This window comes from Falsiroseomonas algicola (assembly GCF_011040385.1).
GTDB lineage: Bacteria > Pseudomonadota > Alphaproteobacteria > Acetobacterales > Acetobacteraceae > Falsiroseomonas > Falsiroseomonas algicola.
Genome location: NZ_JAAIKB010000017.1, coordinates 17,276 through 43,066, shown reverse-complemented (window position 1 = coordinate 43,066; position 25,791 = coordinate 17,276). Strand labels below are relative to the sequence as shown.

Here is a 25,791-nt window from a genome sequence, read left to right as displayed (position 1 = left end):
GGCATGCCCGGTCCCCTCCCCCGATGACCCAGTGGTTGAACGCGTTCCTGCCCATCTTCGGGCTGCTGGCGCTGGGCGCCGTGCTGCGGCGCCACCTGCTGCCGAATGACGTGGTCTGGGCGGGGATGGAGCGGCTGATCTTCTGGGTGCTGCTGCCCTGCCTGGTGGCGACGGCGCTGTCCGGCGTCGATCTCGGCAACCTGCCCGTCGGCGGCATGGCGGTGGCGATCTGGGGGGCGCTGGGCTTCGGGACGGTGACGGCGGTGCTGCTGTCGCGGCTGCTGGGCGAGGGTCATGCCGCCATGACCTCCGTTCTCCAGGGCGGCATCCGCTTCAACAACCTGATGGGCTTCGCCATCGCCGGCGCGGTCTGGGGCCAGGCGGGGCTCGCGCTGGCGGCGGTGGCGACGGGGCTGATCGTGCCGGTGGTGCAGGCCATCTCCACCATCGCCTTCGCCTGGGGGGCGGAGGGGCGGGTGCGGCCCTGGCGCATGCTGCGGCAGGTCTTCGCCAACCCGCTGATCATCGCGGTGCTGGCGGGTTTTCTGCTGTCCGCCCTGGGCGGCATGCCGCCGGGTATCGGGCCGATGGTGCGGAATCTGGGCCAGGCCTCGGTGGCGCTCGGCCTGCTCTGCGTCGGCGCGGCGCTGACGCCGCAGGGGCTGACCTCCCGGCCGCTGACCCAGGCGGCGACGGCGGCGCTCAAGCTGGTGGTGATGCCGGCGGTCACCTGGCTGTTCTGCGCCGCCATGGGCATCGGCCCCATGCCGACGGTGATCGCCGTGCTGTTCATGGCGCTGCCGACCGCGGCCACGAGCTACGTCATGGCCCGCGCCATGGGCGGCGATGCGCCGCTGATGGCCGCCATCACCACCAGCGAGCACGCCCTGTCGCTGCTGACCCTGCCGGTCTGGCTGTTCCTGCTGGGCCGGATGCTGTAGCGGCCCGCTGCCGCGGGAAACTTTTCGTGCGCTTGGCGTATTGAGGGTCGCCGCCCCCGCCATGCCGCCGCATTCCGGCGCTACGGGACGAGCGCGGCAGGAACAGGCAGGGCTGATGACGGTGGGCTGGGCGGCATTGCCCGCGATCCTGGTGTGGACGGTGTCGCTGCTGCTGGTGGGGCTCACCCTGCTGCCGCTGTCGAAGCGGCCCTGGTGGTGGATCCGGCTGTGGGACTATCCGCGCCTGCAACTCGCGGCCGGGCTGATCGTGATGGCGTCCTTCCAGGCCGTGGTTCTGCCCTGGGGCGGTGCGGAAGGGGTGCTGCGCATCGCGACGCTGGCCTGCTTCGTCTGGCAGGTCTTCCGCATCTGGCCCTACACCATCCTGCACCGGAAGCAGGTGCCGGGCGTCCGGCACCCCGAGGCCAAGGACTGCCTCACCATCCTGGTGGCCAATGTGCTGCAGGAGAACCGGCGCGCCCCCGACCTTCTGGCGCTGATCCGCCGCGTCGATCCGGACCTGATCCTGACCCTGGAGACGAATGCCTGGTGGGAGACCCAGCTGCGCCCGCTGCTGGAGACCCATCCCTTCGCCGTACTGCACCCGCTGGAGAACACCTATGGCATCCACCTCTTCTCCCGCCTCCGGTTGCGGGACGCGGTGGTGCGGGAGAGGGTGACGAAGGACATCCCCTCCATCTTCGCGCGGGTCCGGCTGCGCTCCGGGCGCCTCGTGGACCTGCATTGCCTGCATCCGGAGCCGCCGCAGATCGGCAATGACGTGGCGGAACGGGATGCGGAGCTGCTGCTGGTGGCGAAGGAGGTCGCGGGCAATCCGCGGCCGACCATCGTCTGCGGCGACCTCAACGACGTCGCCTGGTCCCACACCACGCGGCTGTTCCAGCGCCTGAGCGGGCTGCTGGACCCGCGCGTCGGGCGCGGGCTCTACCCCACCTTCCATGCGGAGCACTGGTTCGCCCGCTGGCCGCTGGACCACGTCTTCCACGATGCCCGCTTCCGCGTCGCGGGGCTGCGGGTGCTGCCCTATTACGGGTCGGACCACTTCGCCATCTGCATCACCCTCTGCCACGACGCCACCGCGGTGGCGGAGGCCGAGATCCCCGAGGCGGATGAGGATGACGAGGAGGAGGCCGCGCAGAAGATCGCGGAGGGGCGGGAGGCTGCTGCGCTCGGCAAGCCTCCCGTAGGCAACTGATGACAGCGGACCGGTCTGTTGACCGGTCCGAGCGCCCGAATGGGCGCCGCCGCCTATGCGGCGAAGCCAAGGAAACCGGAGGTTTCCGCCGGCGTCTGAGGGGCCCTGGAGCGGTTACGCGAAAGGGCCGTTGGTCTAACGTCGAGGCAGGAAGCCCACGATTCCCTCCGCCCGCGCGCAGATCGGGGCGGCGATCGCCTCCGCCCGGTCGGCGCCGAGCCGCAGCTGCGCGTCGAGCGCGGCGGGATCGTCCAGCAGGCGCGTGATCTCCCGCTGGATCGGCGTCAGGTGCCCGACCAGCGCCTCCACCAGCACCTCCTTGAAGGCGCCGAAGCCCTTGCCGCCATGCTCCCGCAGCACGTTCTCCGGCATGGTGCCGGTGATGGCGGCGAGGATGCCGACCAGGTTGCGGGCCTCCGGCCGCGCCTCGAGCCCCGAGACATGGTCGGGCAGCGGTTCCGGGTCCGTCTTGGCGCGGCGGATCTTCAGCGCGATGGCGTCGTGGTCGTCGGTCAGGTTGATGCGCGACTGGTCGGAGGGATCCGACTTCGACATCTTCTTCGTGCCGTCGCGCAGCGACATGACGCGGGCGGCGACGCCCTGGATCAGCGGCTCGATCCGCGGGAAGAAATCCACGCCGTAATCGTGGTTGAATTTCTCGGCGATGTCGTTGGCCAGTTCCAGGTGCTGGCGCTGGTCGTCGCCCACCGGGACCATGGTCGCGTGGTAGGTCAGGATGTCGGCCGCCATGAGGTTCGGATAGACGTAGAGGCCGGAGGACGCGGCCTCCCGGTCCTTGCCGGCCTTGTCCTTGAACTGGGTCATGCGGTTCAGCCAGCCGAGGCGGGCCACGCAGTTGAAGATCCAGGCGAGGCGCGTGTGGGCGTGGACGTGCGACTGGATGAACAGCGTGCAGCGCTTCGGGTCGAGCCCACAGGCGATCAGCGCCGCCGCCATCTCCCGCGTCTGCCGCGCCAGTTCCTTCGGGTCCTGCCAGACGGTGATGGCATGCAGGTCGACGACGCAGAAGATGCTCTCATGCGTGTCCTGCATCGGCACCCAGTTGCGGATGGCGCCGAGGTAGTTGCCGAGGGTCGGGACGCCCGAGGGCTGGATGCCGGAGAAGACGCGGGTCATTGGCTGTATCGCTCGTGTGATGGGGCGTGGTTGTGCCGGGTGGGCGCGCGGCGTCAAGCCGGATAGGGCCATATGGCCTCACGCCGCGGGGCGGCGATGGCCGAAGATGGCGGTGCCGATCCGGACATGGGTGGCGCCTTCCGCGATGGCGGCCTGGTAGTCGCCGGACATGCCCATCGAGAGGGTCTTGAGGCCATGGCGCGCCGCCATCTCCCGCAGCGCGGCGAAATGGGGGCGGGGGTCGCCCTCCACCGGCGGGATGCACATCAGCCCCTCCACCGGCAGGCCGTGGTCATCGAGGCAGGCGCGGATGAAGGCATCGGCCTCCGCGGTCGGCACGCCGGCCTTCTGGGGTTCGTCGCCGATATTGACCTGCACCAGCAGGCCGGGGCGGCGGCCTTCCTTCGCCATGGCCTCGGCGATGGCGGTGGCAAGTTTCGGGCGGTCCAGGCTCTCGATCACATCGGCCACGCGCACCGCATCCCGTGCCTTGTTGGTCTGCAGCGCGCCGATGAGGTGAAGGCGAAGCTGCGGGTGGTCGGGGCGCAAGCCCGGGAATTTCTGCTGCGCCTCCTGCACCCGGTTCTCCCCGAACACGGTCTGGGCGGCGGCGAGGGCGGCCAGCACGGCTTCCTGCGGGTTGGTCTTGGAGACGGCGACCAGGGTGACGGAGGCCGGATCGCGGTTGGCGCGCAGGCAGGCTTCCGCGATGCTGTCGCGCACCCGCGCCAGGTTGGCGGCGATGGGGGCGAGGGTGTTCGAGGGGTCGTTCATGGCGCGGACGCTAGAGGTCTGGTCGCGGCGCCTCAAGCCGCCGATCGCGCGGGGAAGGCGGCTGCCGCGGCTGTGGCTGCTGTCCGACCCGGCAAGGTTGCCCGATCCCCGGCCGGCGGCGGCCCTTCTGCCACGCGGCCAGGGCGTGCTGGCGCGGGGGGCGAAGCGCCGCGTGCTGCGGGGCCTGGCGCGGCTGGCGCGGGCGCGGGGCCTGGTGCTGCTGGTGGGCGGGGACGGGCGGGCCGCGCTGGCGGCGCGGGCCGGGCTGCACCTGCCGGACCGGGTCCCGGCGCGTGGCCTGCTGCCCTTCCTGTTGGCGAGGCGCGCCGGGGCGCCTTGGGCACTGCTGTCGATGGCGGTGCATGGGCGGGCGGCACTGGCGCGGGCGCGGCGGCTGCGTCCGGACCTTGGCTTCGTCTCCCCGGCCTTTCCGACGGAAAGCCATCCCGGCGCGCCGGCGCTCGGGCCGCTGCGCTGGGCCGCGCTGGCGCGGCGGCTGCCGGCACCGGCGGTGGCGCTGGGGGGGGTTGGCGCCCGGACGGCTGGGCGGCTGCCATGGGCCCGCCTGGCGGGCCTTGCCGCGATCGGCGCGCTGCGCGGCGGATAGCTGCGCATTTGCGCGCTCCAGCGACGTCTCATGACGCCGTGGCCTGCTCACGCGCCGCGAAATGTCGCGCAACATGCTGTGGCTCTGCCGCCACAGTGTCTCGCGGAAGTCGCGAGGTTGGTTGCTGGACCGTTGCCGCCGGGGATGGGGCCAGACCATAGTCCGCCCGGGCCTGACTGCCATCGGGGGATTTCTTCTGGTGGCGGCGTCCTGCCGAGGGGGGCAGGCGGGTCGTCGCATGCCGGGGGCCACCCGGTGCAGGAGGAGGTTTAACTATGCGCAAGATTCTGCTGGGCACCACTGCGGTGGTCGGCGCTGCGCTGCTGAGCAACGTGGCTCAGGCGCAGACGGCCCCGACGGTTCGCGTCGGCGGCTACTTCGAGTTCACCGGCGGCCACGTGTCCGACACGCAGGACCGCAACGCCGTGACCGTTCCGGCCGTGGGCGCCGCGCCGGCCCGCACCGTGAACCGCGACAAGGTCGACTTCCGCGCTGACATGGAGATCTCGGTGATCGTGCGCGGCAAGACCGCGAACGGCCTGACCTACGGCGCCGAGATCGAGCTGCAGATGGACAACGTCACCAACACCGGCGGCGCCGGCAACGGTGGTGTGGTCGACACCGACGAGATGTGGGGCTTCGTCTCCAGCCCGACGCTCGGCACCCTGCAGTTCGGCGACCAGGACAGCGCGGCCGACCAGCTCAAGGTTTCCGCCCCGTCCGTGACCAACCTCGGCGAGTCCGCTGGCTGGGACGAGTTCATCGCGCCGGCGGCCGATGGCACGCGCTACATCCTGTCGACGATCAACGACGGCAGCGACGCCACCAAGATCATCTACATGTCGCCGCAGTTCTTCGGCTTCGACTTCGGCGTCAGCTACGCGCCGAACGGCTTCGAGGGCGAGCACTTCAGCGTCCCGAACGCGTCCGGCCTGCAGCGTGACCCGACGCAGGGCACGATCCGCAACGAGATCTCCGGTGCGCTGCGCTACCGCGGCTCCTTCGGCAATGTCGGCGTGGCCGCCGCCATCAGCGCGATGCGCGGCGACGCGCAGACGACGAACGGCGTCGTGTTCAACGGCGCGACCGTGGGCCTGCAGGACCCGACCGCGTACCAGGCCGGCCTGAACGTGACCTTCGCGGGCCTGACCCTCGGTGGTCACTACGTGTGGGGCAAGTATGCCGGTGCGTCCTTCGGCCGCGCGGCCATTCGTGACGGCCTGAGCGGGTCCAGCAACTACACGCTCGGCGCCACCTACACGATGGGTGCCTTCGCCGTCGGCGCCTTCTACAGCCACGGCACGCGCGACAACGGCCCGGGCCTCTCGGATCGCGAGCAGACCGCCTACGGCCTCGGCGCGGTGTACACGCTGGCCCCGGGCATGGACGTGTTCGCCAACTACACGTCGATCACGGACCGCAACATCGCGAACAATGCGACCAACCCGACGGCGCTGGCCGCTGCCGGCAACGGCTCGGGTGGCCGCAACCGCGACATCGACATCGTGATCATCGGTACGCGCCTGACCTTCTGATCCTTCCGGATCGGTTGTTCGGGGAGGGCGGCAGGGCAACCTGCCGCCCTCCTTCTTTTTGGGGGCGTCCTCGCGGCTGGTTTGCGCGGGCCTGCAAAGCGGCTAGGAAGGTGGCCGTGGGGTTTCGGTACCCCCGTGACCTTGGGGTTGGATCATGCGGCGCCTGCGGAACATCTTGTCGGTCGGCCTCGTCGCCAGCGTCCTGGCGGGGTGCTCCACCCTGTCCGAGAACATGCGCGTGCCCGAGATCGACGAATACAACAATGACAGCCGGCGCGCCCGCGTCCGTGGCCGGCTGACGGGCGAGGACGGCATCCTGATCTTCGGCAATGACCGCGGCAGCCAGCGGGGCGGCGGTGCCGGGGAGCAGAGTGGCATCGGCGTCAACGCCTTTCTCTGGCGCGCCTCGCTGGACACGCTGTCCTTCATGCCGCTGGCCTCCGCCGATCCCTTCGGCGGCGTGCTGATCACCGACTGGTATTCGCCGCCCGGCACCACCGGCGAACGCTTCCGTGCCACGGCCTATATCCTCGGCCGGCAGCTGCGCTCCGATGGCGTGCGCATCGCCATCTTCCGCCAGGAACTGCGCGGGAATGCCTGGGTGGATGTTCCCGTCTCCGCCGGCACGGCCTCGGAGCTTGAGGACCAGGTGCTGAGCCGGGCGCGCGAGCTGCGCTCCCAGGCCACCGCCGCCGCCCGCTGAACGCTACCTGCTGATCGGGCCGGGGCGGCCCCGCCCCGGTCCCCCTCGCTTCATCCGGCCCCGCGCCCTTTCCAGCGGCGCGCGGGGGTTCTATGCCTGCGGCTCCCAGCAGACCGACGCAGCGCAGCACGATGAACGAGATCGCACCGACCCCTCCCGCGCGCCATGACTTCGCCGCCGCCGAGCCCCGCTGGCAGGCGGAATGGGAGAAGCGCGGCGTCTTCGCGGTGCCCGATGTGCCGCCCGCGGATGCCCGCAAGTACTACGTGCTGGAGATGTTCCCCTACCCGTCGGGCAAGATCCATATGGGGCACGTCCGGAACTACACGCTGGGCGACGTGGTGGCGCGCTACAAGCGGGCCCGCGGGCATCTGGTGATGCACCCCATGGGCTGGGACGCCTTCGGCCTGCCGGCGGAGAATGCGGCGCGGGAACGCGGCATCCATCCGGGCCAATGGACCTACGCCAACATCGCCAACATGCGCGCCGAGCTGAAGCGCATGGGCCTGTCGCTGGACTGGTCCCGCGAATTCGCCACCTGCGACGTCGCCTATTACGGCCAGCAGCAGAAGCTGTTCCTGGATTTCTGGAAGGCCGGGCTGGTCGAGCGGAAGGAGAGCTGGGTCAACTGGGACCCGGTGGACGGCACCGTGCTGGCGAATGAGCAGGTCATCGACGGCCGTGGTTGGCGGTCGGGCGCGCTGGTCGAGAAGAAGAAGCTCAGCCAGTGGTTCCTGAGCATCACCAAGTATGCGCCCGACCTGCTGGAGGCGCTGGGCGGCCTGGATCGCTGGCCGGAACGCGTGAAGCTGATGCAGTCCAACTGGATCGGCCGCAGCGAGGGCGCGCGGGTGCGCTTCAAGCTGGCGCAGCCGGTGGACGGGACCGAGGAGGTGGAGGTCTTCACCACCCGGCCGGATACGCTGTTCGGCATGTCCTTCCTGGCCGTCGCCGCGGAACACCCGCTGGCGGCCGCGGCGGCCGCGTCCAATCCGGCGGCCGCCGAGTTCGTGGCGGAATGCCGCCGCATGGGCACGAGCGAGGCCGCGATCGAGCAGGCGGAGAAGCGCGGCTTCGACAGCGGCTTCCGGGTGAAGCACCCCTTCAACGGGCGCGAATACCCCGTCTGGATCGCCAATTTCGTGCTGATGGAATACGGCACCGGCGCCATCTTCGGCTGCCCGGCGCATGACCAGCGGGACCTCGACTTCGCCCGGAAATACGGGCTTTCCGTGACCCCTGTGGTGCTGCCGCCGGGCGCCGATCCGGCCAGCTTCGCGGTCGGCGACGTCGCCTATACCGACGACGGCACCATCTACAATTCCGATTTCCTGGACGGCCTCGCGGTGCCTGCGGCCAAGCGGGCGGTGATCGACCGGCTGGAGGGCCTCGGCACCGGCACCGGCGTCGTGAACTGGCGCCTGCGGGACTGGGGTGTCAGCCGCCAGCGCTACTGGGGCTGCCCGATCCCGGTCATCCATTGCGACGATTGCGGCGCGCTGCCCGTGCCGCAGGACCAGCTGCCGGTCGTGCTGCCCGATGACGTCGACTTCTCGAAGCCCGGTAATCCGCTCGACCACCACCCCAGCTGGAAGCATGTCGCCTGCCCGTCCTGCGGCAAGCCGGCGCGGCGTGAGACCGATACCTGCGACACCTTCGTCGACAGTTCCTGGTACTTCGCCCGCTTCTGCAGCCCGCAGGCGGAGCCGCCGGTGACGCGGGAGGCGGTGGATGCCTGGCTGCCGGTGGACCAGTATATCGGCGGCATCGAGCACGCGATCCTGCACCTGCTCTACAGCCGCTTCTTCACCCGCGCGATGCAGGCCACGGGTCACCTGGCGGTGGCGGAGCCCTTCGCGGGGCTCTTCACCCAGGGCATGGTGCAGCATGAGAGCTACAAGGGCGCCGATGGCCGCTGGCTCTATCCGGAGGAGGTGGAGTTCGGCACCGCCGCCGATGGCAGCCGCACGGCGACGGTGAAGGGCACGAACGAGGCGGTGACCATCGGCCGCATCGAGGCCATGTCCAAGTCCAAGCGCAACACCATCGACCCCGGCGCGATCATCGCGAAATACGGGGCCGATACTGCGCGCTGGTTCATCCTGGCGGACAACCCGCCGGAGCGGGACATGGAATGGACGGAATCCGGCGTGGCCGGCGCCTTCCGCTTCACCCAGCGCCTGTTCCGCCTGGCCAGCAACGCCCTGCCGGCCCTGCCCCCCGCCGGGACGCCGGCAGGCGAGGCGACCGGCGCCGCGCGGAAGCTGCGGCAGGCGACCCACCGCACCATCGCCGCGGTGACGGAGGCGCTGGAGAGCTTCGCCTTCAACGTCGCCGTCGCCCGCATCCATGAATTCGCCAATGCGATCGGCGAGGCCGAGGCGCAGGCCGCCGCCGAGGGCATGGGTGCGGCGCGGCGAGAGGCGCTGGAGATGCTGGCGCGCCTCTCCGCGCCCATGATGCCGCATCTGGCGGAGGAGCTGTTCAGCCTGCTGGATCCGGGCCGGGAGAGCCTGGTGGCGCAGATGCCCTGGCCGGAAGCCGATCCCGCGCTGCTGAAGGCGGAGACGGTGACGCTGGCCGTGCAGGTGCTGGGCAAGCTGCGGGCCACGATCGAGGTCGCGGCCGGGGCCTCCGAGGCGGAGATTTTCGCCCTGGCCGAGGCGGAGGAGAACGTGCAGCGTGCCTTCGCAGGCAAGCCGGTCAGGAAGCGCATCCATGTCCCCGGACGGGTCGTCAATTTCGTTGTCTGAGGACGTGACGCGCTTCGGGCGTCGCGCCGCCCTGCTGGCGGCGGCCGGCCTGCTGTCGGGGTGCGGGTTCAGGCCGCTCTACGGCAGCAATGGCGCGGCGGCCGTGGCGGCGGGGGAGCCCGCGCTGCGGGACCAGCTGCTCTCGATCCGGGTCGCCCCGATCAACGAGCGCTTCGGCCAGTTGATGCGCAGGGGCCTGGTGCAGCGCCTGGGGACCGGCATCGGCGGCCCGCGGCAGGCGGTCCATGAATTGCGCGTTGGGCCCGGTGTCTCGGCCGAGGGGGTCGGCGTGCAGATCGACGGCACGGCAACCCGCATCCGCTATATCGCCACGGCGAATTGGGTGCTGGTGCGGCTCGGGCCGCCGCCGGAGGGCATCATGTCGGGCCAGGAACGCGCGATCGAGGCCTTCAACATCCCGGTCAACCAGTTCTTCGCCGCCGACAGCAGCCGGGAAGCGACGGAACAGCGGCTGGCCGCGACGCTCGCGGAGCAGATCGTGACGCGGATCGCGGTGGAGTTCCGCCGGCGGGCCGAAGGCGGCGCCGTTGCGCCCATCGAGGGGCCGGCCACCCTGCCCCAGGCGCCCATTGACGCCATCCCGCAGGGGCTGACCGATCCGGCGTCGCCGGGCTTGCTGGGGCTGCCACCGGGTTCGCGTTGAGGCGGGGCGGCGGGCGTCATGGCCAAGATCGATGCGCGTCGCGCCCAGGCCGTGCTGGCGGAGCCCGGCGCCCTGCGAGCCGTGCTGCTGTTCGGCGAGGATTCAGGCCTGGTGCGGGAACGGGCGGAGGGGCTGGTCCGGTCGGTGCTCGGCGGGGCCATGGATGACCCCTTCCGCCTGGCTGACCTGACGCGGGAGGAGGCGGCACGGGCCGGGGTGCTGGCGGGCGAGGCCTCCGCACTGGCGATGACGGGAGGGCGCCGCGTGGTGCGCCTGCGGGATGCCACCGATGCGCACGCCAATGCGCTGAAGGACATGCTGGCGACGCGCGCCGAGGCGCTGGTGGTGATGGAGGCGGGCGAGTTGCAGTCCCGCTCCAAGCTCCGCGCGCTGGCCGAGGCGGCGCCGGATGTCGCGGCCATCCCCTGCTATCGGGAGCGGGATGAGGCACTGGCCGGCACCATCGCCCGGCTGTTGAAGGAACAGGGCGTGCAGGCCGATGGCTCGGCCGTGTCCTGGCTCGCGGCACGGCTGGGCGAGGATCGGATGATGCTGCGCCGGGCGGTGGAGGTCCTTGCGCTCTATGTCGGCGAGGGCGGCCGGGTGGACGAGGAAGCGGCCATGGCCTGCGTGGCCGAGGGCGCGGCGATGGATCTGGACGAGGCGCTGATGGCGGCCACCGCCGGCGACGCCCTGGCGGCGGACCGCGCCCTGGATGCCGCCTTCGCCGAAGGCGCGAACCCCGTGATGGTGGTGCGGGCGACGCTGCGGCACATGCAGCGACTGCACGAGGCGGCGGTGGCGGGGGGCGATTCCGGCGTGCTGCGCCCTCCCGTCTTCTTCCGCCACAAGCCCGCCTTCGACCGGGCGCTGCGCAACTGGCCGGTGGCGGCGCTGGAGGCCCAGGGCGCGGCGCTGCTGGAGGCGGAGAAGCGCACCAAGACGACGGCCTTCCGGGATTCCGACCTGGTCATCGCGCGCGCCGCCATCGCCGCGATCGCCCGGCAGGCGGCCGGCTTCAACCGGCGCTGAGGATCAGCCGCCCGACAGCAGGCGGACGATGCCGTCGAGCTGGTCGAGATCCTTGTAGCGGATCGTCACCTCGCCCGCCTTGCCCTGGTGCTTCACCACGACCTGCAGGCCGAGCTTCTCCGTCAGGTCCCGCTCCAGCGCCCGCGTCTCCCGATCCTCGGCCTTCTCGCGCGGCCCGATCGGACGCGGCCTGGCGGCGACGAGCGCCTCGGTCTGGCGGACGTTGAGGCCGCGCACCACGACCTGGGCCGCGAGCTTGACGGGATCCGCGGCGCCGATCAGGGCGCGGGCATGGCCGGCGGAGAGGCTGCCCTGCCGGACGAGGTCCCGCACCTGCTGCGGCAGGCCGAGCAGGCGCAGCGTATTGGCGACGTGGCTGCGGCTCTTGCCGACGGATTGGCCGAGGCTCTCCTGCGTCAGGCCGAACTCTTCCACGAGGCGCTTGTAGCCCTCCGCCTCCTCCACCGCGTTCAGGTCCTGACGCTGCAGGTTCTCGACCAGGCCGGCCGCCATCGCCTCCCGGTCGCCGAGATCGCGGACGACAACGGGAACTTCGTGGAGCTGGGCGACCTGGGCGGCGCGCCAGCGGCGTTCGCCGCCGACGATCTCGTAGGCACCGGGATGGTCCGGCTTCGGGCGAACCAGGATGGGCTGCAGGATGCCGTGTTCCCGGATGGAGGTCGCAAGCTCCTCCAGGCTGGTGCTGTCCATGATCCCCCTTGGCTGGAAGGGGCCGGGCTCCAGGGATTCGATCGGGACCTGGCGCAGCGCCTCGCCCGGAGCGGGCGCCGGCGCATCCGGGATCAGGGCGGAAAGACCGCGGCCCAGGCGGGAGGTCGGCTTGCGTGTCGTGCTGCTCATGGCCGGCTCCGCGCCCGTTCGCGCTTCAGGAATTCAGCGCCCAGCTTCACGTAGGCCTGTGCGCCGGGCGAGCGGAAGTCGTAGAGCAGGACCGGCAGGCCGTGGGAAGGGGCCTCGCTGACGCGGACATTGCGGGGGATCACCGTCTCGAACACCTTGTCCTTGAAGAAGCCGCGGACATCGCTGGCCACCAGCTCGGACAGGTTGTTCCGGCGGTCGGCCATGGTCAGCACGATGCCTTCCAGCGTCAGGCGGCTGTTCAGCGCGCGGCGCACCCGGTCGATGGTGCGGGTGATCTGGCTGATGCCTTCCAGCGCGAAGAACTCCGTCTGCAGCGGCACCAGCACGCCATCCGCGGCAACCAGGGCATTCAGCGTGATGAGGCCGAGGGAGGGCGGGCAGTCCAGGAAGACGTAGTCGTAGCCGGCGAGCGTCTCCGCCGCCTCGGCGAAACATTGGGCGAGGCGCCGCTCGCGCGCCTCCAGCCCCACCAGTTCGATCTCGGCACCGGCGAGGTCGGGGTCGGCGGGGAGGATGGTGAGGTTGGGCACCGGCGTCGGGCGCAGCAGGTCGCCAAGCGGGCGTCCTTCGGCCAGCAGGGCGTAGGTGCCGGCGGCGCGGTCCTGGCGGCCGATGCCGAGGCCTGTCGAGGCATTGCCCTGCGGGTCAAGGTCGAGCAGCGCGACCTTGTGGCTGGCGGCGAGCACGGCGGCGAGGTTGATCGCCGTCGTCGTCTTGCCGACGCCGCCCTTCTGGTTGGCGAAGGCCAGGATGCGCGGGCGGTGGTCAGGCTTCCGGGCTGGCATGTCGGATATCGCTCAGGCGGAAGATGGTCGCCTCCCTGTCGGTCTGGCTGGCGAAGCGTTCCACCTGGCAGGTCCAGGCGGGGCGGGTTGCGGCGAGCTCGGCCTCTGCCGTGCGACCCTTGGGGAAGATCGCGATGCCACCCGTCTCCAGCAGCCGGGCGGCATGCGGCAGCAGGCGATCCAGCGGCGCCAGGGCGCGGGCGGTGACGATGGCGATGGGCGGCAGGGTCGCGTCCTCGATACGGGTCGGGTGCACCTTTACGCCCTTCAGGTCGAGTCGGGCTGCCGCTTCGGTCAGGAAGGCCGCCTTGCGACGGTCGGATTCCACCAGATGGGTCGGGCGGCCGGTGGCGATGGCGAGGACGAGGCCCGGCAAGCCGGCGCCAGCCCCGAGATCGGCGATGGGCTCGCTGCCTGGTGGGACCAGGGCGGCCAGTTGCAGGCAATCCAGGATATGGCGCTGGCGCAGCACGTCGGGCGCCGCATCCGCCACCAGGTTGATGCGACTGTTCCAGCGGATCAGCAGGTCCAGATAGGCGTCGAGCATCGCCAGCTGCGCCGCATCGGGCGGCGCGCGTTCGGGGAGGCGCGACAGGGTCGGCGGGGGCGACTGTTTCACGTGAAACACCCCTATACCGCCTGGACGGCGATCCGTCGAAGATGGACGGCCAGTGCGGCGATGGCGGCCGGCGTCACGCCCGGCACACGGCCCGCGCTGCCCAGGCTGTCCGGCCGTGCGCGCAGCAGGCGCTGCTGCATTTCCGTCGAGAGCCCCGGGATGGCCTTGAAGTCGAGGTCGTCCGGGATCGCCAGCCGCTCCTCGCGTGCCAGCATGCGGCGCTCCGCTTCCTGCTTGCGGAGGTAGGGGGCGTAGAAGGCTTCGGCTTCCACCTGCACCGCAATGGCGGGGGGCAGGGTGGCGAGCCAGGGGAAGGCGCTGGCCGCCATGGCGGCCGTGGTGTCCGGCAGGGCCAGCACCTCCAGCACCGTCCGGCGGCGGCCATCCTGGCGGATCGGGATGCCCGCGGCAGCCAGGGCGTTGGGGGTTGCCAGGTCTTCCGCCGCGCGGCCCAGGGCGTCGGCGACATCGCCGGCGAACCGCGCGTGACGCGTCGCGCGTTCGGCGCCGACGCAGCCCCATTCGATGCCGCGATCGGTCAGTCGAAGCCCGGCATTGTCCGCGCGCAGGCTGAGGCGATGCTCCGACCGGGCGGTGAGCATCCGGTAGGGCTCCGTCACGCCCTGGGTCACCAGGTCATCCACCAGCACGCCGATATAGGCCTCCCCGCGGCCGAGGACGCGGTCCGGCGTCTCGCCGCCGGCGCGCTGGGCGGCGTTCAGCCCGGCCATCAGCCCCTGCGCGGCCGCTTCCTCGTAACCGGTCGTGCCGTTGATCTGGCCGGCGAGGAACAGGCCTCGCGTGGTCCGCACTTCCAGCGTCCGGTGCAGGGCGCGCGGGTCGACATGGTCGTATTCGATGGCGTAGCCCGGCCGGAGGATACGCGCGCGCTCCAGCCCCGGGATCGAGGTGATGATCGCGGCCTGGACGCCTTCCGGCAGGCTGGTCGAGATGCCGTTCGGGTAGACCGTATCGTCGTCGAGCCCCTCGGGCTCCAGGAAGATCTGATGCCGCTCCCGGTCGGCGAAGCGGACGATCTTGTCCTCGATGGAGGGGCAGTAGCGCGGGCCGACCCCCTGGATCTGGCCGGAATAGACGGCGGAGCGGTGCAGGTTCTCCCGGATCACGGCATGGGTCGCGGCGCCGGTCCAGGTGATGCGGCACATCACCTGCGGGTTGGTGATGCGCTCGGTCAGCCAGGACATGGGCTCCGGCGGGTCGTCGCCGGGCTGGGGTTCCAGCGCTTCCCAGTCGATGGTGCGCCCGTCGAGCCGGGGCGGCGTGCCGGTCTTCAGCCGGGCGAGCGGCAGGCCGAGGCGCTCCAGGGTCCGGGCCAGGCCGATGGCCGGCGCCTCTCCGACGCGCCCGGCGGGGAAGCGTTCCTCGCCCAGATGGATCTCGCCACGCAGGAAGGTGCCGGTGGTGATGACGACGGCGCCACAGGGGATGCGGAGGCCGCTGGCCGTGACGATGGCGGCGACCGCGCCGGTCGCGTCCAGTTCGAGATCCTCGGCGGCGTCGCCACACAGCGTCAGGTTGGGCGTCTCCGCCAGCAGCCGCTGCATGGACGCGCGGTAGAGCTTGCGATCGGCCTGGATGCGCGGGCCGCGGACGGCGGGGCCCTTGCTGCGGTTGAGCACCTTGGCGTGGATCGCCGCGGCATCCGCGGCGCGGGCGATCAGCCCGTCCAGCGCGTCGATCTCCCGCACCAAATGGCCCTTGCCGATGCCGCCGATGGCGGGGTTGCAGGACATCTCGCCGACCGTCTCGATGCGGTGGGTGAGGAGAAGGGTGCGCGCGCCGCAGCGGGCAGCGGCCGCTGCAGCCTCGCAGCCGGCATGCCCACCACCCACCACCACCACGTCATACGTCGTCGTCGCCATCATGCGCCGGGGTATAGGGCCTTCACTTGCCGATGCAGAAGTCGCGGAAGATGGAATCCAGGATGCGTTCGACATCGACACGGCCCGTGACCCGGCCGATCGCGAGCAGGGCGGCGCGATAGCCCTCCGCCGCCAGTTCCGGCAGCGGCGCCGATCTCGCCTGGTCCAATTGTTGTGCCGCTTCCTCCAGCGCCGCGCGGTGTCGGGCGCGGGTCAGGAAGGGGGCGTCGCCGAGGCCAGCCTGGCGCAGGGCGGCCGCTTCCAGCGCGGCGCGCAATGCCGGCAGCCCCTCCCCCGTGATGGCGCTGGTGGCGATCATCGTGGCTGACCTTTCCAGCACGGGCGGCGCACCCAGGTCGCATTTCGTCGCGACCAGGATCGTCTCCGGTGCCCCGCGCAGCAATGCCAGCGTCTCGGCATCGGGCCCGGCATCCGCCGCAAAGGCGCCGATGACCAGGTCCGCCTCTTCCGCCCGCTTGATGGCGCGGCGCACGCCCTCCTGCTCGATGGCGTCGATCGTGGCGCGCAGCCCGGCGGTATCCGCGATCACGGCCGGCACCCCGGCCAGGACCAGCCGGCATTCCACCACATCGCGCGTCGTGCCGGCGATGGGGGAGACGATGGCCGCCTCCCGCCCCGCCAGGGCATTCAGCAGGGATGACTTGCCGGCGTTCGGCGCGCCGATGATGGCGATGGAGAGACCGTCGCGCAGCCGTTCCCCCCTACGCCCATCCGCCAGATGCGCGGTGATCTCGGCGGCCAGCGCCGCCGCAGCCTCCCTGGCGCGATCGGCGACATCGGTCGGCAGGTCGTCCATCTCGAACTCGATAGCCGCTTCCTGCTGGGCCAGGATCCGGGTCAGTCGTTCGGTCCATCCGCCATAGAGCCGCGCCAGCGCCCCATCCGCCTGGCGCAGCGCCTGGCGCCGCTGGGCCGCCGTCTCGGCGGCGATGAGGTCCGCGATGGCCTCCGCCTGGGTCAGGTCCATGCGGCCATGGAGGAAAGCGCGTCGGGTGAACTCCCCGGGTTCCGCCGGACGGCACCCGAGCCGGACCAGCGCTTCCGCGACCGCCACCACCACCGCGCTGCCGCCATGCAGGTGGAGTTCGGCTGAATCCTCGCCCGTGTAACTGGCCGGGCCGGGGAACCAGAGCAGCAGCGCCTGGTCCAGCACCTCCCCATCCCCGGGGTCGCGCAGCCGTCTCAGGCTCGCGCGGCGCGGCTCCGGCAGCCGGCCCGCCAGCCGCCGGACCACGGAGGCCGTCGCGGCCCCGGACAGCCGCAGTACCGCCACCGCCGCCTGCCCGGCGCCGGACGCCTTGGCGAAGATGGTATCCGTCAGCACCGCCTGGCGCGCCGCGAGTGTTTCACGTGAAACAGAGGGGCCTCACCCCTTGGGGACCACGTCATGCTCGGTCAGCATCAGGTGCCGTGCCCGGCCACCCTGCTGGAGATGCGCCGTCAGGATCGCATCCACATCCTCCCGCGTCTTCGGCGCGTACCAGACGCCCTCGGGGTAGATCACCAGCGTGGGACCGAACTCGCAGCGATCCAGGCAGCCGGCCTGATTGATGCGTACGCCCTTCAGGCCGAGTTCCTTGGCGCGCACCTTCATGTAGTCGCGCAGCGCCTCGCTGCCTGCCGCGGCGCACGACCCGCGCTTGTGACCGTCCGGCCGGCGGTTGCAGCAGACGAAGACATGGGCGGTGAAATAGGGTGGCGGATCAGCCTGCTCCGGGTTCGGCGCAGTGGCGACAGGGGCATCGGTCACAGGAGAACTCCCGGCAAGGGCTGGCTTCGCATGCCATGTAGCGACGCCATGCGAGCCCGGCCAGGGCCGCGACCTGGCCCCCGGCTTGACGAGTGGGGCAGGATTGTGGCGCATGGCGCGCCCTGGACGGATGCGATGCCCCAACTCTCCTGCCTGACCCCTGTTGGCGAGGTGACCCTTTCGGAAGACGAGGGCGCGATCGTGGCCCTCGACTGGGGCCGCGGCCGCGACCAGGAGGCTACACCCCTGCTGAAGGAAGCAATCGCCCAGCTGCAGGACTACTTCGACGGCAAGCGGATGGCCTTCGACCTGCCGCTCGCGCCCTTCGGTTCCGCCTTCCAGCAGCGGGTCTGGACCGCGCTGCGCGCCATTCCCCCGGGCGAGACGCGGTCCTATGGTGACCTTGCCCAGTTGCTCGGTTCATCCGCCCGCGCCATCGGACAAGCCAACGGCGCCAACCCGATACCGATCGTCATCCCCTGTCATCGCGTGACCGCCGCGGCCGGACGGCTCGGTGGCTATTCCGGTGGCGACGGGGCGCCCACCAAGCGCGCGCTGCTCGACCTGGAGCGACGCGCGGCCGCCAAGCCCCAAGGCCCCCAGGCCGAGCTCTTCCCCCCATCCGCAGGGACGACCCCCCGATGAACCATGCCATCCGCGTCCACGAATATGGCGGCCCCGAGAAGATGGTCTGGGAGGAAGTGCCCCTCCCCTCGCCCAAGCCCGGCGAAGCCCTGGTCCGCCACAAGGCGGTCGGCCTGAACTACATCGACGTCTATTTCCGGACCGGCCTCTACAAGGCGCCCTCCCTGCCGGCGACCATCGGCATGGAAGCCTCCGGCATCGTGGAAGCCGTGGGCGAGGGCGTGACCAACGTCGCGCCCGGTGACCGCGTGGCCTACGCGACCGCCCCCATCGGCGCCTATGCGGAAGCCCGCACCATCAAGGCCGACCGCCTGGTGAAGGTGCCGGAGGCGATCGGCTTCGACCAGGCCGCCGCCATGATGCTGCAGGGCATGACCGCGGGCTTCCTGCTGACCCGCACCTTCAAGGTCCAGCCCGGCCAGACCATCCTCGTGCATGCCGCGGCCGGCGGCGTCGGCCTCATCATGACGCAATGGGCCAAGCACCTCGGCGCCACCGTCATCGGCTCCGTCAGCACGGAGGAGAAGGCCGAACTCGCCAAGGCCCATGGCGCGGACCATGTGGTGGTCGGCATCGAAAGCCTGCCCGCCCGGGTGAAGGAGATCACCGGCGGCGCCATGCTGCCCGTGGTCTATGACAGCGTCGGCCGCGACACCTTCACGACCTCGCTCGACTGCCTGGCGCCCTACGGAATGATGGTGTCCTACGGCAATGCGTCCGGCCCCGTCACCACCGATATCGGCATCCTCGCCGCCAAGGGCTCGCTCTACCTGACGCGCCCGACCCTCGCGACCTACACCTCGAAGCGGGAAGACCTCGAAGCCCATGCGGCGGCGCTGTTCGACGTCGTGGCCAAGGGGGCGGTGAAGATCCGGGTGAACCAGAGCTTTGCGCTGAAGGACGCGGCGGACGCGCATCGGGCGCTCGAGGCGCGGAAGACGACCGGGAGCACGGTGCTGCTTCCTTAAAAGGGGTAGACGGGGGCGCTGCCCCCGTACCCCCGCCGGGGGCCGTGGCGGCCCCCGGGCCCCGCCGTCAGTTCTTCAAGTAATAGACGTAGCGGTAGCGCTCCACCAAACCGAGGCCGGCGTTGAGCGTCAGCGACGCCTTGTTGGTGCAGGCGACCTGGGCATAGGCCCAGCGGGCACCCTGCCCCTGGGCCCAGGCGCCGGCTGCCGCCATGACGCGCTGGCCGAGGCCACGGCGGCGGAACTCAGGGCGGACCGAGAGGTCGAACAGACCCGCCAGCGGGCCATCGGCCGTGACGAAGGCCGTCGCCGCCGGCACGCCATCCTCATGCAGCAGCACCCAGGCGGCCGGCACGGCCAGCAACTCGGCCATGCCCGCCTTCTCCGCCCGTCGCGCGGGGGACTGGTGCTCCGCCGTCGCCACCACCGCCATCCAGCGCTCCTCCGGCCCGGACAGGATCTCCACCGCTGGATCAGGCTTTGCGAAGCCGGCGAGCGGCCCCGCGATCACCTGGCTCTCGTCATGGCGGCGATAGCCCCTTGCCTCCAGCATCGGCACCATCCCCTCGGGATCGAGCGGCGTGGAGCGGAAGCGGCAGACCTGTCCCATCCGCGCATAGAAGGCCTCGATCCGGTCGATCCGCCCCGCCAGCCCCGGATCGGGCCGAGGGTCCATCGGGCAGGCCGCATTGGCCCGCCCCGTGCCGCCGAGGTAGCGGCGCACCACGAAGGGCCCGTCGAAGATCAGCCGCGGCGCCGGCACTGCCGTCAGTGTCGCCTGCTCCACCGCAAAGACGCCGGGAAATCCACTCACGCTCATGCCTGCTCTCACGCTTCCTGGGCCAGCCTGGCCACGGCATCCCGATAGGTCGCGTCGAACAGCGCGTCGAGCGCCGGATTCACGCCCCGCAGCCCCGCGGCCACCCTTCCCGCCCAGCCCACATATTCCAGCCGCCGCGCATGGTCCCACCCGGCCGGCGGGCTCGCCGCGATGGCGCGGAGGTTGGAGATCTTGTCCGCCAGCTTCAGCATCTTCGCCGCATCGGTCTTCTTCGCGGCCTGCCTCACCTGCAGCGCCTTCCGCACCTCCTTCGGCAGGGACTTGTCATCCGTCGCCTCGGCGACGACGCCGGCCACGAGCGCGCCGAACTCCAGCACCAGCCGCTCATGCGTGATGGGCTCGGGGTCCCTGTCGCTGTCCTCCACCGTGTCGTGCAGCAGGCCTGCCAGGATCGCCTCCTCCGGCGCGCCATGCGCGGCCAGGATCTGCGCGACCTCCAGCACATGATTCACATAGGGCTCGGCGGAGGAGCCCTTTCGGCGATGCGTCGCATGGACGCGCGCGGCAAAGGTCGCGGCGCGCAACAGGCGCGCCATCGCGGCCTCGGCCTGGTCGGGCTCGGTCGTCTGGCGGGGCGGCAGGTCGTCCATGGGGGTCTCGATGTCCTTCAGGCGCTATCATGCGCCATGCCATCGCGGCTCGCATCAGCCAGGCGCTGCGGCCGCATCAGTGATGGAGGGCGGCGGATGCGGCACAGGTGGGGTGCGATCATGGGCCGGCGGCTTCTGGCGGGGGCCCTGCTGGCCGCTGGGCTGTGGCCTGTCGCCGCGAGACCGGCAGCATCTGCCCCAGTAGCGCGGGCGGAGGAACGCCTCCGCTTCGCCCTTGCGGTGCTCTGTCCGCGCTGTGCCGACGATATCGCGGCCGGGGGCGTCAACCGCCCGATGCGCCGCGCCATCGTCGCCGGAGCCGCTCTCGGCGCGGCTCATGACGCGCTGCGTGATGCGGTGGAGGCTGGCCATGCGCGCCACGCTGCCGTGCTGCGCCCGGTCGGGCGCGCCATCCAGGCGCTGCAGGACCTGGATGAGGAGACCGCCGCGCGCCAGGCGCGGCGGGCGCTGCGGATGATGGAGGCGCTGCCCTGAGGTGGCGCCCCTGCCTCCTCAGGTATTCATCGCGTCGAAGAAGTCCTGGTTGGTCTTGCTGTACTTCAGCTTGTCCAGGAGGAACTCCATCGCGTCCTGCGTCCCCATCGGGTTCAGGATGCGGCGCAGCACCCACATCTTGGACAGCGTCCCGCGATCGACCAGCAGCTCTTCCTTGCGGGTGCCGGACTTGGTGATGTCGATGGCCGGGAAGGTGCGCTTGTCCGACAGCTTGCGGTCCAGGATGAGCTCGCTGTTGCCGGTGCCCTTGAACTCTTCGAAGATCACCTCGTCCATGCGGCTGCCGGTATCGATCAGCGCGGTGGCGATGATGGTCAGCGAACCGCCTTCCTCGATGTTGCGCGCCGCGCCGAAGAAGCGCTTCGGCCGCTGCAGCGCGTTGGCATCGACACCGCCCGTCAGCACCTTGCCCGAGGACGGCACGACGGAGTTGTAGGCGCGGCCGAGGCGCGTGATGCTGTCGAGCAGGATCACCACGTCCCGCTTGTGCTCGACCAGGCGCTTCGCCTTCTCCAGCACCATCTCCGTCACCTGCACGTGGCGCGTCGCCGGCTCGTCGAAGGTGGAGGCCACGACTTCGCCCCGCACGGTGCGGGCCATGTCGGTCACTTCCTCTGGCCGCTCATCGATCAGCAGCACGATGAGGAAGACGTCGGGGTGGTTGGCGGTGATGGACTTGGCGATGTTCTGCAGCATCACCGTCTTGCCGGTGCGCGGCGGCGCGACGATCAGTGCGCGCTGGCCCATGCCGATGGGCGCCACCAAGTCGATCACCCGGTGCGTGTAGTCCTTGGTCGGCCCCTTCGCCGCGCTCTCGGCGTCCGGGTTTTCCATCTTGAGGCGCCGCGTCGGATAGAGCGGCGTGAGGTTGTCGAAGTTGATGCGGTGCCGCAGCGCCTCGGGCGGCTCGAAATTGATGGTGTCGACCTTGAGCAGGGCGAAGTAGCGCTCCCCATCCTTCGGCGCCCGGATCTGGCCTTCCACCGTGTCGCCGGTCCGCAGGCCGAAGCGCCGGACCTGGGCGGGGGAGACGTAGATGTCGTCCGGCCCGGGAAGGAAGTTGGCCTGCGGGCTGCGCAGGAAGCCGAAGCCGTCGGGCAGGATCTCCAGCGTGCCATCGCCGTAGATGGCCTGCTCGTTCTCCGCCAGCGTCTTCAGGATCGCGAACATCATGTCCTGCTTGCGCAGGCTGGATGCGTTCTCGATCTGGAGCGACTCGGCGAAGCCAAGCAGATCGGCCGGTGACTTGGCCTTCAGTTCGGAAAGATGCATGGGCGGACGCGTCCCGCGGAAAGGGAGATCGGGCGGACCCTGGCAGAGCGGAGCGGGTGGGCGGCGCGAGCGGGAAGGCCGTTGCCGCCAAGCCCTTTTTGCCCGCCGCGCGCCCCGTTCTCGGGCTTTGTCGCGGTGACCAGGGAGCTTGGGGAGGGAGGGACCGGCGGCGCCGCACCAGCTGCCTGGGACCCGAACCGGGGAACCGCCAGGAAGAGGGGGGCGACGCACGACCGATTGCCGGAAGGCGGTTCGACCCTAAGGAGGCGAACCGCCGCCGTCAACCGGCAGATGGAAGCAGGGCCACGACTTTCAAGGGGTTTCGTGCCGATGCTGAGACCCGCTCCTACGCCGCACCCCGCCGGAAGGCCTCGACAGGCCAGAGGCTCACGGCTGGCATCACGCGTTCCAGCCGCGCTCCGCCAGGCGCCGGCCGCAGCGCCAGCACGCGATCGTGATAGCGGTCGAGCCCCGGCCGGTGGCCGATGGACAGCAGCGCCGCGCCGGCCAGTTCCGCCTGGAACAGGGCGAACATGGCCGCCTGGTTCGCCTCGTCCAGCGCGGAGGTCGCCTCATCCATGAAGACCCAGCGCGGCCGGTGGAGCAGGAGCCTTGCGAAGGCCAGGCGCTGCTGCTCCCCCAGCGACAGCACGCGGTCCCAGCGCGCCACCACCTCCAGCTGCGGGACAAGGGCGGCAAGACGGCAGCGCCGCAGCGCCGCGGCGGCGGCCTCCGCCGGAAAGGTCTCGGCCGCGGCGGGATAGGCGAGGGCGGCGCGCAGGCTGCCGAGCGGCAGATAGGGTCGCTGCGGCATGAACAGCGTCGCTGTCCGGTCCGGCACCGCGATACCCCCCTGCCCCCAGGGCCAGATCCCGGCGATGGCGCGGAACAGCGTGGACTTGCCGCTGCCGCTCTCCCCGGTCACCAGCACGCGTTCGCCCGGCCGCAGCGTGATCGCGGCCTCCGCCACCAGCGCGCGGCCGCAGGCCGTGCCCAGGCTGAGGCCCGTCAGCGTCAGCGCCTCGCCCGGCCCGATGACGATCCCCGGCGCATCGGCCCGCCCGTCCGCGGCCTCGCAGGCCCGCTCCAGTTCCACCACCCGCACCACATGCCCGCGCCAATCCGCCAGCCGCGGCCAGTTCTCGACGAACCAGGACAGCGCCCGCGTCACCTCCACGAAGGCCTGCGTCATCTGCATCAGCACGCCGAGCGTGATGGCGCCGGCGAAGAAGCGGGGCGCGCCCAGCAGCAGGGGCAGCACGCCCGCCACCGCCATGTAGCCCGCCCCCAGCCACATCAGCTGCCTTTCGCTGCGCAGCAGCCGCAGCATGGCGGCTTCGACCTTGCGATAGGCCCGCGCCAGCCCCCTCTCCTCATCCGCCTCGCCCCGGATCAGTGCGATACCCTCGCTATGCTCCCGGATGCGCAGCAGCGCGAAGCGGTGGTCGGCCTCCGCCTGGTTGCGGTCGAGGTGGATGCGCGGCATTGCCCGCCCGACCCGCCACACCACCAGCGCCCCCACGCCGGAATAGAGCGCGGCCGCGATCAGCATGCTGCCCGGCAGAGCGATCACCGTCCCGCCGATGGCGAGTTCCAGCGTGCCGGAGAGGTGCCAGAGCAGCCCGGCAAAGCAGGCGAAGAGCGCCACGCTGTGCAGCAGCCCCAGCACCAGGTCCACGGTCATGATGGTGGCCCAGCGCGTGTTCTCGCCGATGCGCTGGTCGGGGTTGTCGGCGCCCCCCTCCCCCATCTCCATCCGGTAGTGCCGGTGGTTCAGCAGCATCGCGCCTTGCAGCTTCAGCACCAGCCAGCGCCGCCACAGGAAGGCGAGCACCTGCCGTGCCCAGAGCCGCCCGACGGCGACCGCCATGCTGAGCAGCGTCAGCGCCACGAACCACCAGAGCTGGCCCTGGAAGGCCATGGCGTCGCGCTTCTCCAACGCATCGAAGGCGTCGCGTTGCCAGTCGCTGAAGGCGTAGGACAGCGCGATCTGCAGCAGCGTCAGCACCACCGCCACCGCCGTCAGCCCCCAGGCGGTCCAGGGCGCGGCGACATACCAGCCGCGCGCCAGCCGCCAGGTCTCCCGCAGCGCCCCGCCCCCCGACGTCGCCTCGGTCTCCATAGCCATGGGCCCCTCCCCCAGCAGGAGCCCTAATGCGTATACAATAGATCGTGAGCGAGCAATCTTGAACTGCGCGCGGTGGCAACCCGTCCGCCTCGCGATCAGAACGGCTTCGCGATCACCATGAGCACGATGATGATCATCAGCACCGTCGGCACCTCGTTCATGATGCGCCAGCCGCGTTCCGTGCGCGGCCGCTCATCCCGTTCGAAGGCCTTCCGCGCCTGCGCCAGGTCGTGGTGGAACCAGGACATCGCCAGCACCGAGGCGAATTTCAGGTGCCACCATCCCGCCTTCCAATCCACCACCCCAGGGGTCAGGATCAGCAGCAGCCCGAAGATCCAGGTGGCGATCATGGCGGGGTTCATGATCGCCTTCAGCAACCGCCGCTCCATCACCTTGAAGGTCTGGGACCGCACATCCTCCGGGGCCACCTGCATGTGGTAGATGTAGAGTCGCGGCAGGTAGAACAGCCCCGCCATCCAGGCGATGACCGAGATCAGGTGCAGCGCCTTGATCCAGACATAGGCAGGCGCCAGGAAGTCGAAGGTCATCGGGTTCCCTCGCGCGCCAGGCCGAGGTCCCGCAGCACGGTGGCGTTCATCGCGCTCTCGGCCGCGAAGCGCTCCCGGAAGGCGGCGCCGTTGAGGTGCAACGGGATGGCGTTCAGCCGCTCCGCCGCCGTGCGGAAGCTCTCCGCCCCGACCGCCGTGGCGCAGGCGCGTTCCAGCACCGCGGCGGCGGCCTCCGGAATGCCGGCCGGCGCCAGGATGCCGCCATGGGAACTGCCTTCCAGCGGCTGGCCGAGCTCCGCCAGGGTCGGCACTGCCGGCAGGCCCGCCAGCCTGTCGCGCGCCAGCACGCCCAGCACCGGCAGGCCGGTGGCGGCGGGGATGGAGCCGCTTTCGATGAACATGTGGATCTGCCCGCCCAGCGCCGCCTGCGCCATCGGGCCGGCGCCGGTGAAGGGCACGTGCAGCCCCTCGATCCCATGCGCCTTCAGCAGCGCGGCGGTCAGGATGTGCTGCGTGCTGCCCTGCCCCGGGGACCCGAAGATCAGCGCCTCCCGCGCCGAACGTCCGAAGGCGACCATCCCGGCCAGGTCGGTGAAGGGCGCCTGGCGACCGAGAACGACGACCTGCGGGTTGTCATAGACCAGGCAGAGGAAGCGGAAGCTGTCGAGGGTGTAGGACAGCGACACCTGGTGCGGCTGGGCCGTGATCGGGTTGTTCGGGCTGAACAGCAGCGTCAGCCCATCCGGCCGCGCCCGCGCCGCCTCCGCCGCGCCGATCGTGCCCGCCGCGCCGCCGCGGTTCTGCACCACGACGGTCTGGCCGAGCGCGCGGGAGAGTTCGGGCTGCAGGGCGCGGGCCATCAGGTCCGTGTTGCCGCCCGGCGGATAGCCGACGATGAGCGTGATGGGCCGGGACGGAAACTCCTGCGCCGCCGCCGCGCCGATGCCGAGCGCCAGCAGCGCCGCGCCGATAATCGTTGCCAGTTTCATGGACCGGTCCTCCCCCAGGAGGGGGCAGGCT

At 71.0% G+C, this 25,791-nt stretch carries 25 protein-coding genes; 11 read left to right on the top strand and 14 right to left on the bottom strand.

What is annotated here, in order from left to right:
* The first annotated feature begins 35 nt into the window (after positions 1–35).
* Both G3576_RS26825 and G3576_RS26820 read left to right on the top strand, forming a co-directional pair.
* Positions 36–941 carry an AEC family transporter gene (locus tag G3576_RS26825; RefSeq protein ID WP_235952476.1) on the top strand — a complete coding sequence of 302 codons (906 nt, stop codon included), beginning with the start codon at positions 36–38 and terminating at the stop codon, positions 939–941.
* Between the two features lie 115 nt (positions 942–1,056).
* Positions 1,057–2,157, top strand: coding sequence for an endonuclease/exonuclease/phosphatase family protein (locus G3576_RS26820; RefSeq protein WP_164697565.1), 1,101 nt, complete (start codon positions 1,057–1,059; stop codon positions 2,155–2,157).
* 135 nt (positions 2,158–2,292) lie between these two features.
* Here the strand turns inward: G3576_RS26820 and trpS are convergent, their stop codons facing one another.
* Positions 2,293–3,294: a tryptophan--tRNA ligase gene (gene trpS, locus G3576_RS26815; RefSeq protein ID WP_164697564.1), complete on the bottom strand. Its 1,002-nt coding sequence runs from the start codon at positions 3,292–3,294 to the stop codon at positions 2,293–2,295.
* Positions 3,295–3,372: 78 nt separating this feature from the next.
* Complete coding sequence (locus G3576_RS26810) at positions 3,373–4,068, bottom strand: YggS family pyridoxal phosphate-dependent enzyme (RefSeq protein WP_164697563.1); 696 nt, start codon at positions 4,066–4,068, stop codon at positions 3,373–3,375.
* On the opposite strand from G3576_RS26810, the gene G3576_RS26805 reads away from it, so the two are divergent.
* The 6 genes from G3576_RS26805 to holA all read left to right on the top strand — a co-directional run bounded on the left by G3576_RS26805 (position 4,067) and on the right by holA (position 11,362).
* Positions 4,067–4,675, top strand: coding sequence for a thiamine phosphate synthase (locus G3576_RS26805; RefSeq protein ID WP_164697562.1), 609 nt, complete (start codon positions 4,067–4,069; stop codon positions 4,673–4,675). The two genes, G3576_RS26810 and G3576_RS26805, sit on opposite strands and share 2 nt — an antisense overlap.
* A gap of 275 nt (positions 4,676–4,950) precedes the next feature.
* Positions 4,951–6,210, top strand: coding sequence for a porin (locus G3576_RS26800; protein WP_164697561.1), 1,260 nt, complete (start codon positions 4,951–4,953; stop codon positions 6,208–6,210).
* A gap of 154 nt (positions 6,211–6,364) precedes the next feature.
* Positions 6,365–6,913 carry a DUF3576 domain-containing protein gene (locus tag G3576_RS26795; protein WP_164697560.1) on the top strand — a complete coding sequence of 183 codons (549 nt, stop codon included), beginning with the start codon at positions 6,365–6,367 and terminating at the stop codon, positions 6,911–6,913.
* 131 nt (positions 6,914–7,044) lie between these two features.
* Positions 7,045–9,666, top strand: a complete 2,622-nt coding sequence (gene leuS, locus G3576_RS26790; protein WP_164697559.1) for a leucine--tRNA ligase — start codon at positions 7,045–7,047, stop codon at positions 9,664–9,666.
* Positions 9,659–10,330, top strand: a complete 672-nt coding sequence (gene lptE / locus G3576_RS26785) for an LPS assembly lipoprotein LptE (RefSeq protein WP_164697558.1) — start codon at positions 9,659–9,661, stop codon at positions 10,328–10,330. The genes leuS and lptE overlap by 8 nt, the downstream gene beginning before the upstream one ends.
* 18 nt (positions 10,331–10,348) lie before the next feature.
* Entirely contained in the window at positions 10,349–11,362 is a 1,014-nt protein-coding gene (gene holA, locus G3576_RS26780; RefSeq protein WP_164697557.1) for a DNA polymerase III subunit delta, read from the top strand.
* A gap of 3 nt (positions 11,363–11,365) precedes the next feature.
* Here holA and G3576_RS26775 read toward each other — a convergent pair whose 3' ends face one another.
* From G3576_RS26775 to G3576_RS26750, 6 genes are read right to left on the bottom strand one after another with little or no spacing between them, the layout of a single operon-like run.
* Positions 11,366–12,223 carry a ParB/RepB/Spo0J family partition protein gene (locus G3576_RS26775; RefSeq protein WP_164697556.1) on the bottom strand — a complete coding sequence of 286 codons (858 nt, stop codon included), beginning with the start codon at positions 12,221–12,223 and terminating at the stop codon, positions 11,366–11,368.
* Positions 12,220–13,029: a ParA family protein gene (locus G3576_RS26770; protein WP_164697555.1), complete on the bottom strand. Its 810-nt coding sequence runs from the start codon at positions 13,027–13,029 to the stop codon at positions 12,220–12,222. The genes G3576_RS26775 and G3576_RS26770 overlap by 4 nt, the downstream gene beginning before the upstream one ends.
* Entirely contained in the window at positions 13,010–13,648 is a 639-nt protein-coding gene (rsmG, locus tag G3576_RS26765) for a 16S rRNA (guanine(527)-N(7))-methyltransferase RsmG (protein ID WP_328729905.1), read from the bottom strand. Before rsmG ends, G3576_RS26770 begins: the two co-directional genes overlap by 20 nt.
* Positions 13,649–13,659: 11 nt before the next feature.
* The gene (gene mnmG, locus G3576_RS26760) at positions 13,660–15,531 is read right to left on the bottom strand and encodes a tRNA uridine-5-carboxymethylaminomethyl(34) synthesis enzyme MnmG (RefSeq protein WP_164697554.1); all 1,872 of its coding nucleotides are present in this window, start codon (positions 15,529–15,531) and stop codon (positions 13,660–13,662) included.
* A gap of 22 nt (positions 15,532–15,553) precedes the next feature.
* Positions 15,554–16,873 carry a tRNA uridine-5-carboxymethylaminomethyl(34) synthesis GTPase MnmE gene (mnmE, locus tag G3576_RS26755; protein ID WP_164697612.1) on the bottom strand — a complete coding sequence of 440 codons (1,320 nt, stop codon included), beginning with the start codon at positions 16,871–16,873 and terminating at the stop codon, positions 15,554–15,556.
* Positions 16,874–16,918: 45 nt separating this feature from the next.
* On the bottom strand, positions 16,919–17,302 hold the full coding sequence (locus G3576_RS26750) for a (2Fe-2S) ferredoxin domain-containing protein (protein WP_164697553.1): 384 nt from the start codon (positions 17,300–17,302) through the stop codon (positions 16,919–16,921).
* Positions 17,303–17,437: 135 nt separating this feature from the next.
* On the opposite strand from G3576_RS26750, the gene G3576_RS26745 reads away from it, so the two are divergent.
* Positions 17,438–17,947, top strand: coding sequence for a methylated-DNA--[protein]-cysteine S-methyltransferase (locus tag G3576_RS26745; protein WP_164697552.1), 510 nt, complete (start codon positions 17,438–17,440; stop codon positions 17,945–17,947).
* Positions 17,944–18,915 (top strand): quinone oxidoreductase family protein, encoded by a 972-nt coding sequence (locus tag G3576_RS26740; RefSeq protein ID WP_164697551.1) that lies wholly within the window; start codon positions 17,944–17,946, stop codon positions 18,913–18,915. Before G3576_RS26745 ends, G3576_RS26740 begins: the two co-directional genes overlap by 4 nt.
* A gap of 67 nt (positions 18,916–18,982) precedes the next feature.
* Here G3576_RS26740 and G3576_RS26735 read toward each other — a convergent pair whose 3' ends face one another.
* Both G3576_RS26735 and G3576_RS26730 read right to left on the bottom strand, forming a co-directional pair.
* On the bottom strand, positions 18,983–19,729 hold the full coding sequence (locus G3576_RS26735; RefSeq protein WP_328729899.1) for a GNAT family N-acetyltransferase: 747 nt from the start codon (positions 19,727–19,729) through the stop codon (positions 18,983–18,985).
* A 14-nt stretch (positions 19,730–19,743) separates the two neighbouring features.
* Positions 19,744–20,346: an HD domain-containing protein gene (locus G3576_RS26730; protein WP_207623055.1), complete on the bottom strand. Its 603-nt coding sequence runs from the start codon at positions 20,344–20,346 to the stop codon at positions 19,744–19,746.
* A 294-nt stretch (positions 20,347–20,640) separates the two neighbouring features.
* On the opposite strand from G3576_RS26730, the gene G3576_RS26725 reads away from it, so the two are divergent.
* Complete coding sequence (locus G3576_RS26725; RefSeq protein WP_164697549.1) at positions 20,641–20,841, top strand: hypothetical protein; 201 nt, start codon at positions 20,641–20,643, stop codon at positions 20,839–20,841.
* Positions 20,842–20,859: 18 nt separating this feature from the next.
* On the opposite strand, the gene rho is transcribed toward G3576_RS26725, so the two are convergent.
* From rho to G3576_RS26705, 4 genes are all read right to left on the bottom strand, one after another.
* Entirely contained in the window at positions 20,860–22,134 is a 1,275-nt protein-coding gene (gene rho / locus G3576_RS26720) for a transcription termination factor Rho (protein ID WP_164697548.1), read from the bottom strand.
* A 346-nt stretch (positions 22,135–22,480) separates the two neighbouring features.
* Positions 22,481–24,262, bottom strand: coding sequence for an ABC transporter ATP-binding protein/permease (locus G3576_RS26715; protein WP_164697547.1), 1,782 nt, complete (start codon positions 24,260–24,262; stop codon positions 22,481–22,483).
* Positions 24,263–24,357: 95 nt separating this feature from the next.
* Positions 24,358–24,810 (bottom strand): protoporphyrinogen oxidase HemJ, encoded by a 453-nt coding sequence (gene hemJ / locus G3576_RS26710; RefSeq protein ID WP_164697546.1) that lies wholly within the window; start codon positions 24,808–24,810, stop codon positions 24,358–24,360.
* Positions 24,807–25,760: a tripartite tricarboxylate transporter substrate binding protein gene (locus G3576_RS26705; RefSeq protein WP_164697545.1), complete on the bottom strand. Its 954-nt coding sequence runs from the start codon at positions 25,758–25,760 to the stop codon at positions 24,807–24,809. The genes hemJ and G3576_RS26705 overlap by 4 nt, the downstream gene beginning before the upstream one ends.
* Between the last annotated feature and the right edge of the window lie 31 nt (positions 25,761–25,791).

Bases quoted from the DNA above. Each gene is read 5' to 3' on its own strand.
- G3576_RS26820 (WP_164697565.1), top strand. From the start codon at position 1,057: ATGACGGTGGGCTGGGCGGCATTGCCCGCGATCCTGGTGTGGACGGTG.
- trpS (WP_164697564.1), bottom strand. From the start codon at position 3,294: ATGACCCGCGTCTTCTCCGGCATCCAGCCCTCGGGCGTCCCGACCCTC.
- G3576_RS26805 (WP_164697562.1), top strand. From the start codon at position 4,067: ATGGCGCGGACGCTAGAGGTCTGGTCGCGGCGCCTCAAGCCGCCGATC.
- G3576_RS26810 (WP_164697563.1), bottom strand. From the start codon at position 4,068: ATGAACGACCCCTCGAACACCCTCGCCCCCATCGCCGCCAACCTGGCG.
- G3576_RS26800 (WP_164697561.1), top strand. From the start codon at position 4,951: ATGCGCAAGATTCTGCTGGGCACCACTGCGGTGGTCGGCGCTGCGCTG.
- G3576_RS26795 (WP_164697560.1), top strand. From the start codon at position 6,365: ATGCGGCGCCTGCGGAACATCTTGTCGGTCGGCCTCGTCGCCAGCGTC.
- leuS (WP_164697559.1), top strand. From the start codon at position 7,045: ATGAACGAGATCGCACCGACCCCTCCCGCGCGCCATGACTTCGCCGCC.
- holA (WP_164697557.1), top strand. From the start codon at position 10,349: ATGGCCAAGATCGATGCGCGTCGCGCCCAGGCCGTGCTGGCGGAGCCC.
- G3576_RS26775 (WP_164697556.1), bottom strand. From the start codon at position 12,223: ATGAGCAGCACGACACGCAAGCCGACCTCCCGCCTGGGCCGCGGTCTT.
- G3576_RS26770 (WP_164697555.1), bottom strand. From the start codon at position 13,029: ATGCCAGCCCGGAAGCCTGACCACCGCCCGCGCATCCTGGCCTTCGCC.
- mnmG (WP_164697554.1), bottom strand. From the start codon at position 15,531: ATGGCGACGACGACGTATGACGTGGTGGTGGTGGGTGGTGGGCATGCC.
- G3576_RS26745 (WP_164697552.1), top strand. From the start codon at position 17,438: ATGCCCCAACTCTCCTGCCTGACCCCTGTTGGCGAGGTGACCCTTTCG.
- G3576_RS26740 (WP_164697551.1), top strand. From the start codon at position 17,944: ATGAACCATGCCATCCGCGTCCACGAATATGGCGGCCCCGAGAAGATG.
- G3576_RS26730 (WP_207623055.1), bottom strand. From the start codon at position 20,346: ATGGACGACCTGCCGCCCCGCCAGACGACCGAGCCCGACCAGGCCGAG.
- G3576_RS26725 (WP_164697549.1), top strand. From the start codon at position 20,641: ATGCGCCGCGCCATCGTCGCCGGAGCCGCTCTCGGCGCGGCTCATGAC.
- rho (WP_164697548.1), bottom strand. From the start codon at position 22,134: ATGCATCTTTCCGAACTGAAGGCCAAGTCACCGGCCGATCTGCTTGGC.
- G3576_RS26715 (WP_164697547.1), bottom strand. From the start codon at position 24,262: ATGGCTATGGAGACCGAGGCGACGTCGGGGGGCGGGGCGCTGCGGGAG.
- hemJ (WP_164697546.1), bottom strand. From the start codon at position 24,810: ATGACCTTCGACTTCCTGGCGCCTGCCTATGTCTGGATCAAGGCGCTG.
- G3576_RS26705 (WP_164697545.1), bottom strand. From the start codon at position 25,760: ATGAAACTGGCAACGATTATCGGCGCGGCGCTGCTGGCGCTCGGCATC.